Source organism: Streptococcus pyogenes, assembly GCF_002055535.1.
GTDB lineage: Bacteria > Bacillota > Bacilli > Lactobacillales > Streptococcaceae > Streptococcus > Streptococcus pyogenes.
This window is the reverse complement of sequence record NZ_LN831034.1, coordinates 334325-349814: the sequence shown is the minus strand read 5'-3', so window position 1 is coordinate 349814 and position 15490 is coordinate 334325. Positions and strand designations below refer to the sequence as shown.

Annotated in this window: 14 protein-coding genes; 2 read left to right on the top strand and 12 right to left on the bottom strand. The window is 40.3% G+C overall.

Annotated features, from left to right (window positions below; translation table 11 throughout):
- Nucleotides 1-370: 370 nt before the first annotated feature.
- Both scpC and lctO read right to left on the bottom strand, forming a co-directional pair.
- On the bottom strand, nt 371-5314 hold the full coding sequence (gene scpC / locus B6D67_RS01910; protein WP_029714025.1) for a CXC chemokine-degrading serine protease SpyCEP: 4944 nt from the start codon (nt 5312-5314) through the stop codon (nt 371-373).
- 262 nt (nt 5315-5576) lie between these two features.
- On the bottom strand, nt 5577-6758 hold the full coding sequence (gene lctO, locus B6D67_RS01905) for an L-lactate oxidase (RefSeq protein WP_029714024.1): 1182 nt from the start codon (nt 6756-6758) through the stop codon (nt 5577-5579).
- A 233-nt stretch (nt 6759-6991) separates the two neighbouring features.
- Between lctO and B6D67_RS01895 the strand changes: the two genes are divergently transcribed.
- The gene (locus tag B6D67_RS01895) at nt 6992-7819 is read left to right on the top strand and encodes an exodeoxyribonuclease III (protein ID WP_010921936.1); all 828 of its coding nucleotides are present in this window, start codon (nt 6992-6994) and stop codon (nt 7817-7819) included.
- 73 nt (nt 7820-7892) lie between these two features.
- On the opposite strand, the gene B6D67_RS01890 is transcribed toward B6D67_RS01895, so the two are convergent.
- Nucleotides 7893-8249, bottom strand: a complete 357-nt coding sequence (locus B6D67_RS01890) for an arsenate reductase family protein (protein ID WP_011284536.1) — start codon at nt 8247-8249, stop codon at nt 7893-7895.
- A gap of 298 nt (nt 8250-8547) precedes the next feature.
- Here B6D67_RS01890 and B6D67_RS01885 point away from each other — a divergent pair, with 298 nt between their 5' ends.
- The gene (locus tag B6D67_RS01885) at nt 8548-9177 is read left to right on the top strand and encodes a copper homeostasis protein CutC (RefSeq protein WP_010921934.1); all 630 of its coding nucleotides are present in this window, start codon (nt 8548-8550) and stop codon (nt 9175-9177) included.
- Between the two features lie 46 nt (nt 9178-9223).
- Here B6D67_RS01885 and B6D67_RS01880 read toward each other — a convergent pair whose 3' ends face one another.
- The 9 genes from B6D67_RS01880 to upp all read right to left on the bottom strand — a co-directional run bounded on the left by B6D67_RS01880 (nt 9224) and on the right by upp (nt 15484).
- Nucleotides 9224-9616 (bottom strand): DUF5684 domain-containing protein, encoded by a 393-nt coding sequence (locus B6D67_RS01880; protein ID WP_002985833.1) that lies wholly within the window; start codon nt 9614-9616, stop codon nt 9224-9226.
- Nucleotides 9617-9642: 26 nt separating this feature from the next.
- Nucleotides 9643-10506: a 16S rRNA (cytidine(1402)-2'-O)-methyltransferase gene (gene rsmI / locus B6D67_RS01875; protein WP_029714023.1), complete on the bottom strand. Its 864-nt coding sequence runs from the start codon at nt 10504-10506 to the stop codon at nt 9643-9645.
- 4 nt (nt 10507-10510) lie between these two features.
- A complete protein-coding gene (gene yabA, locus B6D67_RS01870) occupies nt 10511-10834 on the bottom strand; it encodes a DNA replication initiation control protein YabA (protein WP_002985838.1) in 324 nt (107 codons plus the stop codon).
- A gap of 404 nt (nt 10835-11238) precedes the next feature.
- Nucleotides 11239-11478 carry a PSP1 C-terminal domain-containing protein gene (locus B6D67_RS01865; protein ID WP_010921932.1) on the bottom strand — a complete coding sequence of 80 codons (240 nt, stop codon included), beginning with the start codon at nt 11476-11478 and terminating at the stop codon, nt 11239-11241.
- Nucleotides 11479-11496: 18 nt separating this feature from the next.
- On the bottom strand, nt 11497-12372 hold the full coding sequence (locus B6D67_RS01860; RefSeq protein WP_010921931.1) for a DNA polymerase III subunit delta': 876 nt from the start codon (nt 12370-12372) through the stop codon (nt 11497-11499).
- 17 nt (nt 12373-12389) lie between these two features.
- Nucleotides 12390-13025, bottom strand: a complete 636-nt coding sequence (tmk, locus tag B6D67_RS01855; RefSeq protein WP_010921930.1) for a dTMP kinase — start codon at nt 13023-13025, stop codon at nt 12390-12392.
- Between the two features lie 248 nt (nt 13026-13273).
- Nucleotides 13274-13549, bottom strand: coding sequence for a YlbG family protein (locus tag B6D67_RS01850; protein WP_002985847.1), 276 nt, complete (start codon nt 13547-13549; stop codon nt 13274-13276).
- A gap of 491 nt (nt 13550-14040) precedes the next feature.
- Nucleotides 14041-14631, bottom strand: coding sequence for an ATP-dependent Clp protease proteolytic subunit (locus B6D67_RS01845; protein ID WP_002985850.1), 591 nt, complete (start codon nt 14629-14631; stop codon nt 14041-14043).
- Nucleotides 14632-14854: 223 nt separating this feature from the next.
- Complete coding sequence (gene upp / locus B6D67_RS01835; protein WP_002985854.1) at nt 14855-15484, bottom strand: uracil phosphoribosyltransferase; 630 nt, start codon at nt 15482-15484, stop codon at nt 14855-14857.
- Between the last annotated feature and the right edge of the window lie 6 nt (nt 15485-15490).

Sequence of the window (15490 nt, the reverse complement as noted above, 5' to 3'; positions counted from 1 at the left end):
TCACAGCAAAGGCATCGTTTGCAGCTACTCATCTGGAGTTTTTGGATAGATTAGTGTCCTTTTTTTCAGTCTTTTCCACAAAAGGAGTCCTTCTTGAAAGAATAGGCTTAGTATAGCATAGGGAAGCTATCAAATCAAGTCCTTTTGGTGATTCGAGGTCATTGTTCGTTGTTCTTTTTTAGTCATCGTAGCACACGACAATAACACCATAAAAGCAAGCCAAACTGGCTTGCTTTTATGGTCTTTATGTCTGTTCCTTACTTTGCTCAACTCTTTAACTTTTGTTAAGAAATGATCATCTGCCAGCTCAATCTCAAAGAAAGGTCAGACTGTTAAAAGGGATGATTTGTTGTCTCTTTGCGCTTTGTTATCAATCTTTGGTTGATTTTTTTCGGCTAAAGACGCAAGTAAGTCCGAGTAACACAAGACCTACTATGCGCAACTTGAGACCCATTTTTTCACCCGTTGATGGTAGGGCTTTTGCTGTTGCTGAGGTCGTTGACTTGGTTGGTGTGGCAGAGGCTGTCAAAGCCTGTGAATTATTTTTTGACATAACCTTATGATCACCAGTTGAATCTGAGGCATCTCCTACTTTGACAAGGCGTAATGATAGTTCGTGCACTTCATTTGGTAGGGTATTCACCTTTGTGTTGCCTTCGATACGGTAGCCTTTAGGCAGGCTGACAACAACTTCGTAAGTGCCTTCTTGAACGGTTTTGCCATAAGCTTTAGGCACATACAAGGACTGTTCAAGCGGGATTAGCTGATCTTGAGCTGTTTTAAGGCTAACGCGACTGCCTTCTGGCAAAAGATGATCAAAGTGGGCAGTTATTTGAGAAGTTGCTAACATCGTTATCTTAAAGGTAACTTGTTGGAAGTTGTTATCAGCTGACAAGGTAAAGGAAACGATTTTATCTGACTCTAGTTTGGCTGCATTGGTGTCATAGGTCAACAATTCGACCGTGTATTTGCCGTATGGCAAGATAAGACTGTTACCTGAGTTATTATAATACTCTAGGTTTTCAATCGGTTTACCATCTGCATCCCGCACAAGGTAGGTAAAGTTCACTATTTGTTTGTCTTCAGGGACCGGTAAGTCTAATCCAAAATTGACTACTGCTTTGTCTTTTCCGACCGCTTTTAGGTCACGCAAGGTAGCAAAAGACACATTACCAGCTCTATCTTCGACAAGGTAGTAATAATCTGACAGTGTGACACCATCTCTTTTTGAAATGGTGTAAGAACCATCTGGATTTTTAGGGATATACACCTTATTGTCACTAACTGTGATACCATCTTTACCTTCTGTCACATCAAATTTACGGCCATTTTTCTTGGCCAAGTAAAAGACTTCTTCGCGGACAATGCCTGATGAGCCAAGGGCTTTTGTCTTGTCAGGAGTAAAGTGGTCAACGCCATTAATGGTATCAAAACGTCCCTGAGTGATCATTGGTTTTTTGTCATTCACAGATATGGTGTACTGCTTTTGATGTTCTTTACCATGTTCGTCACGATAGGTCACAACATACTGATAATCACCTGGCATCACCTTGCTTCCTCGGGCTGTTATGCCATACCAGGCTGTACTTTCAATAGCGGATACACTAGCGCCTGCTTGACTAGACCAGATAGGGGTTTGTTTTTGGTGGTCATCTTTAGCGTATACGTTAACCGTTAAGTCATTATACACGTTATTTTTCAAGCCTTTAAAGGCCACAAAGTCTTTATTCCCATCTTCGTTTGGTGAGATAAAGAAATCCTGATTCATCTTTGTTAGCTGGCTTTGCGGCTGATTGCGGTGCACCACTGCTAGCTGGGCTTGATTTGTGACTAGACCTGTGTCAGACTGTGTCATTTCAAGATTATCTTTAAGCGTTTCTTTGGTCTGATAATTACCGTCTGTAAGCTTAAGTTTAATTGGTGTTTTACCTAATGTTTGTGGTAAGTGATCTCCTAACTTAGCGATGGCCACGTTCCCTGCAAAATCCTCGACCATGTAATAGAAATCCCCTAATTTTGCTTTATCAAGCGGCAAGATAAAGCTGCCATCAGCTTGTCGCTCCACAAATGTTTTATTGTCTTCTACTGAGACATATTTGTAGCTATCGTTTATCGTAACTGTATAAGGCTTGTTGTCTTTTCTTTCTAGATAAAAGACACTGTCTTTGCGAACACCAGCTAATCCACGGTCTTTTAGGGGTTCTGGTTTGAATCGGTTTGTTTCAGGATCAAATGTTGCTTGTGATAGTACCGGTTTTTGTCGGTCTAAAATCATGTCAAATGTCATTTCTTGACGTTTGGCACCGACCACATCTGGGTAATAAGACACCACATAATGATAATGCCCATCTGGTAATTCAGCTCCTGTTAACGATTTTCCAGAAAATGCTGTGCCTAACAGGGTCGTTGATTTTGCAAATCTAATGTCACTATTAAAGTTTTTATCTCCTTTAAAGCTTTCTGGGCTGACCCACAGTGGATTTTTGTGTTCCTTGTCACTAGCATGGTAGACACTTGCTTTTAAGCCTTGATATTTTCTCAAGAAAACACCTTTGAAGGCTGCAAAATCTTGGTTGTTGTCACCATTTGGAGAAATGGCTAAGACAGGGTTTCCTTGGGCATTTTTTTCTAAGATAAATTTGCCATCTGCATTTTTAAAGGTGCCAAGTGTGTGTAGACCATTGTCAGAAATCGTTTTGGTTGACACATTGGTCTCTGAACCAAGAGTGACAAGTCCTGTAAAGTGTTTACCGACATAGATATCGTCTTTTGGACCTGATTCATCAAAGTAAAAACCAGTTTTGCCTTGAGATTTTAATCTGTAAATGGACTCTTCTGCAACTGCTAAGTTTTCAAATTGCCCTTTAAAACCAACAAAAGGAATGTTTACTCTATTTAGTTGGTCATCTTGACTATCTCTAAAGCGGACAAAACCTTCTAGATAGTAACCATTTGGCATCTGTTTTGTTAGCTCTTTTGTGAACTGTGAGACATCCATGGTAACCCTTACAGTCACTTTTCCATTGGCTGGGACTGTAACTTCTCCTCCTTGGTACGTTTTTAAGGAGTGAGAAGTCAAAGTGAAGCGGCCCTTTTGTGGGTCTACATGATCTGTTAGCAATTCTGTGTCATAACGTAATGTTTTGTCTTTATTGCTTAGGTTGTGAACAGTCACATCAAACGTCATCGTATCTGTGATGTTGCCTAATGATATACTGCCATAGTTGTCTTTTCCTGTCACATAAAGGCCGCTAGTGACAGCTCCGTCAATATTAAGTAATCCTGCCCCTTGCTGACGCGGTGAGGTGGTCGTTTTTGTCTCTGGATTAACATGAATTTGAGCATTGCTCATCAATAGGTTCTTAACGATATCAGCAATTTTTTCTTTTGGCAAGTTTGGCTGAGTCTTTTCTAGGTATTGTTTGACCAAAAGGCTGGCGCCAGCAATCTGAGGAGAGGCCATACTTGTTCCTGTTTGGCTACCATAGTGGTTATCGTTATAGGTAGAATAGATATCGCCACCTGGTGCAGTAATGTCAGGTTTTAAATAGCCATCAGAAGTTAGGCCCCAATTTGAAAAATGATTCATTTCATTGCCTTTTTGACTCGGTGCTTTTGAGACCACACTGTCAAACTCTAAACTTCCTGTACCATTGCCATTTAATTGGGACATGGCCTTACCAAATTCGTGCGATATGAAAGCAGATGGTATCCCCATCCCATTAGCTGTTAGACGCATTGAGCGGTTTGATTGACCAGGCTTGTTATTAAAAATAAGTACTCCCAGAGCTCCATGTTTCTTAGCCAAAGCAATCATTTCGTCATAGGTTTTATTGGGATCACGTTCAATTAAAGCAATTTTACCTTTAACGTCTTGTGCGTTATAACCCGCATCAGTTGACTCTTTGACATAAGCAAATTGATGCGATTTATCATAACCTAGGCTATCTTTTATGTCTTTAAAGTCGACAGACTCTGAATAGATGGCTTTACCATGGTTTAAATCGGCACGGTTTTCTAATTCTTTGACCGTCATTAGACGTTGAATCACCCACTTACTGTTTATAGCTGCCACTGATGTTGGTGTTCGACCTGTTGAGGGAGAACCGACCAAACCATAGTCTGGATTTGTCGCCAATGGATCATCATGGTCAGATCCATAGACGCGCTCATTTCCTGCTGCTACAACAACTGATACACCGGCTTTTTTAGCTTTTTCAATTGCTTCCATTAGAGGCTTGCTGCCACTAAGCTGTGCCCCATTAGCGGTTCCAAGACTCAGGTTGATCACATCTGCTCCTAAAGCCACGGCATCTTCGATAGCTTTGATAAAGAGTGATTCAGCTGATCCCATGATGTCGTTGGCAAAAACACGCATGAACATGACTTGGGCCTCTGGTGCAATTCCTAAAAAGCGTTCTCCAGTAGCAGCGGCTTCTTTGCTATTACCGGCTACAATACCTGTCACATGCATACCGTGTGACTCGTATTTGGTGTCATCGTCTGTTTGTGTCCAGTCAATATCATGTGAACCATCTGTTTCTTCTGTTTTGATAACAGTTTCTTTCGGTGCCTGGGTTGATTGGGGACGATAGATCTTGTGTTTTTTGATGGCTTTTGGCTCTGCCTCTGCATCAAACTCAAAGTTTTCCCAGTCCTCATCAAAATCCTCGAATTGATTTTCTTTGATATTATCGCTATTTTCCACATAATTATGTGCAAAAACAACTTTATCATTTATCCAACTCCCATAATTAATACCGGCGGCTTTTTGGCGTGCTAGCATGTCTTCTTTTGATTTTACTTTAGCAGTTGATACATCACTGATGCGCATGCTTTGATGGGCCGGATCGATCCCTGTGTCAATAACTGCGACAACCTTGCCTTGTCCTTTGTATCCCTTGTCCCAAGCTCCTTTGGTTTTTACCCAATCGTGAACATCTGTATTGACTGGCGGTAAAGAAGCGCTTTTTTGAGTCGCATCAGAACCTGTATTAGCCATTGATGCTGCATCTGTGTCAGCTAGCTCAGTTGTGGTTGGCTCAGAGACTAGATCTTGTGATTGCTCTTTTTCACGATTTGTCTTGAGAGTGATTTGTGATGTGTCTTGAGATTTTGATTCAGCTGAGCTCAACTCTGTATTGGTGAGATGTTGCGCTTGTTGTTGAGCGTGATTCGTGATTGTTGGTTCGCTCATTGTGCTTAGCTCATCTGCTGCTACTGTTGTTGTCATCACCAAGAAAACGCTTCCTATTAAGACCGAAAACGTTCCTGATTTGTATTTTCTAAGGGAAAAACGTTGCTTTTTCTCCACCTGATACCCTCCTAAATGTTTTAACTAAAACCAGTTTAATGTTAATCATTAACTCATTTTTCGTTAATAATATTTGATTATTTAACCACATTTTTCTGAGAAAAGCAACAGAAATTTCTATTAATGTAAGAAGTCTTTCATTTTAATCTATTAGTGGGGGGTAAACGAAAACCTTGTAACTATGTTATTGGATTTTCATACCTCTTTTTGCAGTGTAAAACCTCTACTATTTGTGACATGATAGCGGAGGTTTTTGTCTGTTCTAATCTAAGCGTAGCGCATTTTGATCAAATGGAATCGATGAATCATACGGATTGTGGCGAAGGTTAAAGGCTTTAACATCTTGGATAGTTTGTGTCCCAGCCAGTTGCATAACCATTTTTAACTCGTCATTTAACTTTTCAAAGACCTGACGAGTACCAATGCTTCCTCCCATAGCCAAGCCGTAAATCGCTGGACCCCCCAAGGCAACAAGGTCAGCACCTGAAGCAAGAGCTTTGAAAATATGTTGACCCCGTCTTATACCTGAGTCAAAGACAATAGGAACTTTTTGATCAACTGCTTCAGCGACTTCTTGTAAGGAATCAAAAGCAGCTGGACCACCATCTAATTGACGGCCACCATGATTGGTTACCCAGATACCTGATGCTCCTGCGTCCAATGCCCGCAAGGTATCCTCAGCACACTGTGGTCCTTTGACATAAACAGGCAGGCCTGAGTAAGTTGCGATATATTCAATATCTTTTGAGGTAAGCGCTTGTTTAGCTGATTTATAGACATAATCCATTGTTTTACCTGCACCATCAGGTAAATATTCTTGAACAATTGGCATACCGACCGGAAAAACAAAACCGTTTCGCCTATCAACTTCGCGGTTTCCTCCAACTGTTGCATCTGCTGTCAAAACGATAGCTTTGCAACCTTGTGCTTTGACACGATCCATAATATTACGATTAATGCCATCGTCTTTACTGTAATAAAATTGAAACCAATGGGGTGTCCCACCTAAGGCAGCACTGATTTCTGGCAGGTCAGTTGTTGAGTAGGAACTAGTGGTGTAGATACTTCCAAATTCCTTCAATCCTTTAGCAGACGCTACTTCTCCTTGTTCATTGGCCAGTTTATGAGCCGCTACAGGTGCTAAAATAAGAGGAGAGGTTAAGTAATCACCATCAAACGTAATCTCTGTTGACGGATTTTCAACCCCTTTGAGGGAGTGAGGGACAATTAATTTATGATTAAATGAGCGAATATTTTCATGGAGGGTAAAGGTATCACCAGCACCACTAGCAATATAACCAAAGGCTCCTTTAGGGATGACCTGTTGTGCCATTTTCTCAAGGTCAAAAACGTTAATAAAATCAACATTTCCCTCAGCGCTACTTGTTTTGAAATCCATAACAAAATCGGTTGTTTCTTCGGTGATGACTGTTTTTTGTGCCATTGACATTCTCCTATATTTTTTATTTTGTTAGCGCTTACATTTATGCTTCTATTATAGTAATCCTACTCTTAACTGTCAAACGATATGCTCACTGATCACCTCCTTGTCTTGTTCTTACGCTGCTATGCTTCATTTGGCTAGACTGTTTTATGGGGGCTAGGTGCCCAAAGTCGCTTATCGTTTCGTTTTTTGTTACAATAACAACAAGACTATCTGTTAGAAAGAGAAACCAAATGAAACTGATTTCATGGAACATTGATTCCTTAAATGCTGCTCTCACAGGAGAGTCCCCTCGTGCGCTTTTATCACGCGCTGTTTTAGACACTTTAGTCGCTCAAGATGCGGATATTATTGCCATCCAAGAAACTAAATTATCTGCTAAGGGGCCTACCAAAAAACATATCGAGACCCTACTTAGTTACTTTCCAAACTATTTGCATGTGTGGCGTTCTTCAGTTGAGCCTGCTAGGAAAGGCTATGCTGGCACCATGTTCCTGTACAAAAACACGTTAAACCCTGTCATTACTTTTCCAGAAATTGGTGCCCCAACAACAATGGATGCTGAGGGCCGTATCATTACCCTAGAATTTGAAGACTTTTTCGTCACACAGGTTTACACGCCTAATGCTGGTGATGGCCTTAGACGTTTAGATGACCGTCAAATTTGGGACCACAAATACGCTGATTATTTGACTGAACTGGATGCTCAAAAGCCTGTTTTGGCTACGGGAGATTACAACGTTGCCCATAAAGAGATTGATTTGGCAAATCCAAACAGCAATCGACGTTCTCCTGGTTTTACCGACGAAGAACGTCAAGGCTTTACTAACCTATTAGCAAGAGGCTTTACAGATACTTTTCGTCACGTGCACGGCGATATTCCTCATGTTTATACCTGGTGGGCACAACGTAGCAAAACCAGCAAAATCAATAATACCGGTTGGAGAATTGACTATTGGCTAGCTTCAAACCGACTTGTGGATAAGGTTAAGCGTTCTGAAATGATTTCTTCTGGGGAACGCCAAGACCATACGCCAATTTTACTAGATATTGATCTCTAATTTCTAAAAACAGATCCCAAAAAAGGACAAGGCGTTATAATGTTGCCTTGTCCTTTTTTGAGACTTTGTCGCATTATCCTAAATCCAACTCTTGATATGGCTTGCGATAGCCAACTTGTAAGACGTTACCGTCCTTAATCAGAATAGGCCGTTTAATCAACATACCATCTGTGGCTAAAAGTTCAGCAGCTTTATCAAGGCTAAGCTGGTCTATTTTATCTTTAAGTCCCAATTCGCGGTAGCTGTTACCACTGGTATTAAAGAAATTTTTGATGGTATAACCAGATGTTTCCATCCAATGTTTGAGGTCCTGAGCTTTGGGTGGATTAGCTTTGATGTCAATGGCTTCAAAGTCACTAACCAGTTGCTTTAATTCAGCCATGGCTCTTTGGCAGGTGCTACATTTTGGGTATTGGTAAATCGTAATCATTTGTTCTCCTTTAGTGTAACTGTTTTAGGCGTGAGGCGCCTGTTTTTGGTCATCATTTCACAAAAAAAAGGGGGCTTTTTTAAAATGCTAAGCTTTGTCTTTCTTTTCTTCTTGAGAGTTCGTTGGTAAAGACTGATATTGCCGTAGAACATAGCAATCTTTTTTCAAAGTATTTGCTGCTGTTTTGGCCTACTTTTAATACTAGTGAGTATAGCATAATGTCCATGATTTGACAAAAATGTTTCCTGATGACTAGCTTCATTCGTGCTATAATATTACTGATAAAGGAGATCTAAAAATGATTAAAGAATTTTGTGCTGAGAACCTCACACTACTGCCAACCCTTGATGCTGGTCAAATCAGTCGTGTGGAACTCTGTGATAACCTAGCTGTCGGAGGGACCACGCCATCTTATGGCGTCATCAAAGAAGCCTGTCAGCTCTTACACGATAAAAAGATTAGCGTAGCGACCATGATTCGACCTCGCGGTGGCGATTTTGTCTATAACGACCTCGAACTAAAAGCTATGGAAGAAGATATCTTAAAAGCTGTTGAAGCTGGCTCAGATGCGCTAGTCTTAGGCTTGCTGACCACAGAAAATCAACTGGATACCGACGCTATCGAGCAATTACTGCCTGCTACACAAGGCTTGCCACTGGTTTTCCACATGGCTTTTGACCGGATTCCGACTGATCACCAGCACCAAGCGCTTGACCAACTGATTGATTATGGCTTTGTGCGTGTGCTAACTCATGGCTCACCTGAAGCTACTCCTATTACAGACAATGTGGAACAGCTTAAAAGTCTTGTGACCTATGCCAATAAACGCATTGAAATCATGATTGGGGGAGGCATCACTGCTGAGAATTGCCAAAGCTTGAGTCAACTCACTGGAACGGCCATTGTTCACGGGACTAAAATCATTTAAACACCTAAAAGACCATCAATAAATCCAATTGATGGTCTTTTTTCTCTTAGTTTAAAAGATGTGGCACAGGGTGGCATTCTTGTGTGGTATAAGTTTTTCCAAAAGCCACTATCAAAGAAGCAATGCCTGGGAAAAACAAGCCAAATACTGCTAGACCCTTTGATCCACCAAAAGCACGGACATAGCAAAAGTGCACATAGTAATAATAAATAGCAATGACCCAACCAATAAAGTAAAACCATTTATTATCTTCTCCAAAAGTGATTTTGTGTTTGACAAAACCTGCATAGAAAGGAATGAGACTATACCATCCTTTGTAACCTGCTCTTTTAAAGAGTCGCCAGTTAGCGATAAGGCATAATAAAGCTGATAATAAGAATACAGCCAATATGATTCCGTATACTCCTAAAATAAGGATAGTTGCTTGATCTTCTGTCATTTGTTTTTCTCCTAATCTACGATGACTTATAAGTCATGAAATTGTTGGTAAAGCTCTTGGCGATTTACCTGGTAAGCTTTAGCAATTGTTTTAATAGCCTGATTTGGCTTGGCTCCTGCTTGAATTTCTTTTTGCACTAGAGACACTAAGTCAACATCAGCTGTCAGCTCAGCCTCACTGTCTGCTTGGGCTCCAGCCACAATCAGCAGACACTCCCCTTTGAGGGGTGTTTCCTCAAGGTAGGACAAGATTTCTGAAATCGACCCCCGTTGGTACTCCTCAAAAAGCTTGGTTAATTCTCTGACAAGCACCACTTGACGATCACCATAACAAGCCAACATATTGGTCAGGGTATCTTTGATGCGATAGGGTGATTCATAAAACATTTGTGTCTCTGGGTAATGGTGTTTGTCCTCAAAGAAAGCCTTTTGTTGCCCTGCTTTTCTGGGTAAAAACCCATAAAAAACATGGGGTTGAGGAGCCAGTCCACTAGCAATCAAAGCTGTAATCCCTGCTGAGGCACCTGGTAAAGCAACGACTGCGATATCACTATCAATAGCAGCCTTGACCAAATCATGCCCAGGATCAGAAATCGATGGCATTCCTGCATCAGACACCTGAGCTAGTGACCGTCCTGATATTAATAAATCAATTAAATCAGGAATCTTCTCATAGGCGTTGTGCTCATGAAAGCTGATTTGCTTGGTAGCAATATCAAAGTGTTTTAGCAAAAGACCTGTGTTTCTTGTGTCTTCTGCACAAATAAAATCAACCTCTTTTAACGTTGCCACTGCTCTAAAGGTCATGTCCTGCAGATTGCCAATTGGGGTTGGAACCAAATACAAGGTTCCGCTTGTTTTTTTGTCTTTAAAACTTTTTTGAACCTGCATGCCCTTACTTTCTATCTAATAATTCTCTGCAAAACATACATTCTTCATCATTTTCACGACGTTGTCCATAGAAAAAATTGCAGATATGAAACCCTTCATCATAAATTCCCTCTAAGTGATCCTTCCTTTGTTTGGAAGGATTTTTAGCTACCGTTTCATGTTCTAGGTGACTCAAACGTTCCCGTAGTTTTGTATTTTCTAGGCGAAGAATCGTGTTTTCTTCTACTAGTGATTGGACTTGTTTTTTCATGGCTTCAATTTCAGCTAAAGTAACCATTAAATTTTGGGAAAATCCATCAAAAGCATCGAATAATTCTTTTTTATTCACCTACTTTAACCTCCTCTAAAGCATAAGTGACTAAGGTCAACTGGTCTTTTAACCGCACCTTAATGGGATCTGTAAATATATCAACGGCTGCTACTGTTGCAGGGCCATCACTTGTCTCTACTATGGTACCATATTCAGGGAATTTTTTCTTGCTTTATTGGTAAAAGACACCTTCATCATAGAGACAGCAAAGCAAACGGCCATAAGGGCTTGTTGCTTTACCCAAAGTCAATGATAACCCTTGACTTTTTAGTATTTTAATAGATACTGTCAGAAATTTTCCCAAAAACGAAAGCAGCACAGTGGCCTGCCACACGGTCCATAGCCTCCATAGAAAATGAAATCTTCTTGGCTGTTAATCTGGGGCAGCTCACTTCTTGACCTAAAATCGACCGCTAAATCTTTTAACAGTTGTAAAAATCCATGTGCTCTTCTGCTGAAAAGGGAATTAGGACAACATGCTGATCTAAGAGAAAGACACTATTAACAAACGTCATTTCAAGTTGATTTTGTGTTATTAATCGTGATACTTCTTTCATCAAATCTGTTGCAAAGGCAGTATTTTCTTCAAAAGCTTTTTTGCCCTTATGCGCCGCTACTTTGGTCGCTACGGGCAAGTCTTTTGACAAGCTTCGTTTCCCCATAACGAATTCCAATTGCACTTATTCTGACATCACCATATATTCTAATGTGTTTTGAAAATTAACATTGCTCTGCCACATGAGCCTAGCCTGATAGACAGCCTCCAATTGTGTCAAAGGCGTTTGCGCACGCTCTCTTGCCAAGAGCAAGGTCAAAAGGGTCAAAACTAAATCTTGTTCTTCTTTTTCAGTTGCTAACTGTACCAGACGGTTCAACGCTAAATATGCCTGCAACTGATCTTTCAGCCAAATAGATACAAAACGCTCTGCTTGAGTTATCAGTTCTAAAAGCTTGCTCGTTTGCAACAGACGTTCTAGATGACTGGTGTTTGTGGCAAGTTTGGCTACTAGCTTAGCCTGATGGTTTAATAATCCCTTTTCTTGTGCCAATTGGTAAAGATAGGCTTCGTTTTTAGGAAACTGAAAAACCTGTGTCCGACTTTTAATGGTCGGAAGCACTTTGTTATCATCATTGGTCAATAAAAATATGTAAGCTTCTCCCTGAGGCTCCTCAATGTATTTTAGCAAGCTATTAGCGGCATTGATATGCATTTTGTCACAATCTTTGATAATAAAAACTTGTCGTTTGTTTTCATATCCTGTCTGAGAAAAGTTAGCCATCATTTCTTTGACCACATCCGTTTTAATCACTTGCCCTGTTGGTTCCAATACCGTCACATCGGCAAAATCTCCTTGTTCAATCAATTGACAAGAGCGACAATGCCCGCAGGGCGTCTGATCCTTTTTCTGTTCACAAAAGATGACCTTAGCTAAAAAAAGAGCCATTTCTTCATTAGCAAAATCACCCGAAAAAAGATAAGCATGATTCAGACGGTCTTTCTTTAAAATTGTCTGAAAAGCTTGATAAACGTTAGGAGCTTTTTGCGCTAAATCCATTCCTACCCTCCCTTATCCTAGGCTAAAAGCAAGGCTAAGACATGTTCCAAAGCGACAGAGACAACTTCTTTCAATGGTTTAGTCGCATCAATTGTGACAATACGTTTTGGATGCTCCTTAGCTAAGGCTAGGTATCCTTTTCGTACTCGTTGATGTATCTCTATTGTTTCCAAATCTAAACGATTGACTTCTCTTTGTTGGTTCGCGTTAATCCGTGCTAAACCAATTTCAGAAGGAACATCAAAATAAAGGGTCAAGTCAGGCTCTAAACCATCTGTTGCGAACTCGTTGAGCCACTGAATGTCTGCTTTGATCAAACCGCGTCCCGCACCTTGATAAGCTACTGAACTATCGATGAAACGATCAATAAAAACCAACTGGCCTGCTTCAAGAGCTGGTAGTACCTTTTCCACCAAATGCTGCCTTCGAGCCGCAATATAAAGTAAGAGTTCTGTTTTAGGGTCCATAGCAGTATGGTTGATGTCTAAAATAAGTTCTCTAATGTGTTCTGAAATGGCAACACCTCCAGGCTCTCTTGTTGTCAAGATATCCTGAGCCACTTTTTGTTTTAACAGTGGAATGAGTTGCTCTAAAACAGTCGTTTTCCCTGCGCCATCTGGACCTTCAACGGTTATGAGTTTTCCTGTGATCATCTTATTTCCTTCACTTTTTAGTAGTTCTATTTTATCAAAAAATGAGCTAAAAAGCACTGGCATATCTTTGCAGTGCTCTATTTTAGGACCAATCCTATCCGTTCTTATTAAAGAAGTGACAGTCAACTCAGTTATTCACTAATGCTCTAGTTGTCTCATTGTCTTGAAGTAGTGTGAGCATCTGTCAAAACCTTCTTACTTTAATAAGCTAACTAAATCTGAAACGCTAATCAGTAACTAGGGGGTTGTTAACCCTTTTGATGGTTGTTTGTTTCGTCGCGATGAAGGTTACCTACAAATTGGCGGTCAATATCATCAAAAGCTGATGGTCTAATGTCTTTAACACATTTCAAACGTCTCATTTCTTCTAATTTTGTGTCTAAATCATTTTTATTAATATAAATAATGAGGTAACGAGAGCGCTTGGAATGGTAATATAAATCACCAAATTTTGATAACTTTCTGGCATCTCGGTTATAATACAGGTAAACGACGAGTCCAATACGTTCTTGTTTTTGAAACATTCTAAATCCTTTTCTATTATATTTTGGTAGAGACCAAATAAGGGTCTTGGTCTTTTTGCTGCTTTGGCGATTCCACCGGACATATTATCAGTCAAGATCCTTTGCAAGTCAATTTGTGCTTCAACAGCGCCTTTAGTAGCAAGGTAAGGGTGGTACTACAGCATTGTTATGAGATCTAGGATAAGCCGATCTACAACACCTTTAATGGCAATGCCTTTTTTAGTTTTGGCTAGCATAATCTGATTATACCACACTTTAAGTAAAAGAGACGAAGAAAGACTGGCTAGGTCATCCTTTATGAAATCGTCATAACTTCTTGCACACAGCTGCTAAGGATCATCCTCAAACTATCTCATAATTGGTTGCAAAGGGATCTGAACTGACGTTTTAACTCTTGAAGCTGTTTTAATGCAGTAGGCTGTATCATTATTTTCCTTTCTAAGAGAAAAAGCATCCTAGAAGTTTCTAGAATACTTTTGCAGAGATCCTCTTTATTTTAGTTCGTTGTTTTCCATGATTTCATCAATGAAACCGTAAGCCAAGGTTTCTTCAGCACTCATCCAATAATCACGCTCAGCATCTTTATGGATTTGTTTAATCGTTTTTCCAGCATTTTGCGCTAAGATTTTTTCTAAACGGTGACGTGTTTTTAAGAGATGTTCTGCTGCGATAGCCATATCCGTTTGTTGCGTGCCACCACCTGTACCACCCATTGGCTGGTGGATCATATACTCTGCATTTGGTAACATAAAGCGTTTGCCTTTTGTTCCTGATGAAGCAATGACTGTCCCCATAGAAGCTGCCATACCCATGACAATAGTTTGCACATCGGCCTTGATAAAGTTCATGGTATCGACAATAGCCAAGCCTGCTGAGACAGAGCCACCTGGTGTGTTGACATATAGGTAGATATCTTTAGTGTTGTCTTGCGCGTCAAGGAATAAGAGCTGCGCTATGACAGAGTTGGCCATGTTGTCTTCGACAGGCCCTGTTAACATGATAATACGGTCTTTTAATAAACGTGAATAAATGTCATAAGAACGTTCTCCACGGCTAGTTTGTTCAATAACAACAGGAATCATAATACATTCTCCAATCTACAAGGGTTTTTAGTAGCGTCATTTTGAGAGACGGCAACCCACTAGGTCATCTCTTTTTTACTGATTGTCTTTATTATAATATTTTGGTCAATAAAGGTCAAATCATAAACTTGCTTTTCCTTTAAAGAAGAGAAATCTCTCTGATTTTTTAAACAAAATCAAGAACGATTGGCCTAAAAAGGCTACTATTTGATGGTTGTCTCTTTTATTTTGTCCCAAATAAACGATCACCAGCATCGCCCAATCCTGGCACGATATAGCCATGTTCATTTAAATGATCATCAAGTGCTGCTGTGAAGATATCAATATCTGGATGAGCTTCTTGAAGTTTTTTCACCCCTTCTGGTGCTGCAACTAAACAGACAAACTTAATATTTGCTGCGCCACGTTTTTTCAACGAATCCACTGCTAAGATAGCCGAGCCACCTGTTGCCAACATTGGATCAACAAGGAAAATTTGTCGTTGGTTAATATCTTCTGGTAGTTTAACGAGGTATTCAACAGGTTCAAGGGTTTCTTCATTACGGTACATGCCGATATGGCCAACTTTTGCAGCTGGTACCAAACTTAACAAGCCATCAACCATCCCAATACCAGCACGAAGAATCGGAACAATAGCTAATTTTTTACCAGCTAACTGTTTTTGGACCGTTTTTGAGACTGGCGTTTGGATGTCGACATCTTCTAAGGGAAGGTCGCGTGACACTTCATATCCCATCAGCATCGCAATTTCATTAACCAACTCACGAAAATCTTTAGTTGATGTGGTTTGACGACGTAAGATTGAAAGTTTGTGTTGGATAAGCGGATGCGAAATAACTTGACATTTTCCCATGTTGAT

Excerpts from the sequence above, each read along its gene's own strand:
- lctO (WP_029714024.1), bottom strand. The coding sequence starts at position 6,758 with ATGGCACAAAAAACAGTCATCACCGAAGAAACAACCGATTTTGTTATG.
- B6D67_RS01895 (WP_010921936.1), top strand. The coding sequence starts at position 6,992 with ATGAAACTGATTTCATGGAACATTGATTCCTTAAATGCTGCTCTCACA.
- tmk (WP_010921930.1), bottom strand. The coding sequence starts at position 13,025 with ATGATCACAGGAAAACTCATAACCGTTGAAGGTCCAGATGGCGCAGGG.
- B6D67_RS01860 (WP_010921931.1), bottom strand. The coding sequence starts at position 12,372 with ATGGATTTAGCGCAAAAAGCTCCTAACGTTTATCAAGCTTTTCAGACA.
- B6D67_RS01880 (WP_002985833.1), bottom strand. The coding sequence starts at position 9,616 with ATGACAGAAGATCAAGCAACTATCCTTATTTTAGGAGTATACGGAATC.
- B6D67_RS01865 (WP_010921932.1), bottom strand. The coding sequence starts at position 11,478 with ATGGGGAAACGAAGCTTGTCAAAAGACTTGCCCGTAGCGACCAAAGTA.
- rsmI (WP_029714023.1), bottom strand. The coding sequence starts at position 10,506 with ATGCAGGTTCAAAAAAGTTTTAAAGACAAAAAAACAAGCGGAACCTTG.
- B6D67_RS01845 (WP_002985850.1), bottom strand. The coding sequence starts at position 14,631 with ATGATTCCTGTTGTTATTGAACAAACTAGCCGTGGAGAACGTTCTTAT.
- B6D67_RS01890 (WP_011284536.1), bottom strand. The coding sequence starts at position 8,249 with ATGATTACGATTTACCAATACCCAAAATGTAGCACCTGCCAAAGAGCC.
- B6D67_RS01885 (WP_010921934.1), top strand. The coding sequence starts at position 8,548 with ATGATTAAAGAATTTTGTGCTGAGAACCTCACACTACTGCCAACCCTT.
- B6D67_RS01850 (WP_002985847.1), bottom strand. The coding sequence starts at position 13,549 with ATGTTTCAAAAACAAGAACGTATTGGACTCGTCGTTTACCTGTATTAT.
- upp (WP_002985854.1), bottom strand. The coding sequence starts at position 15,484 with ATGGGAAAATGTCAAGTTATTTCGCATCCGCTTATCCAACACAAACTT.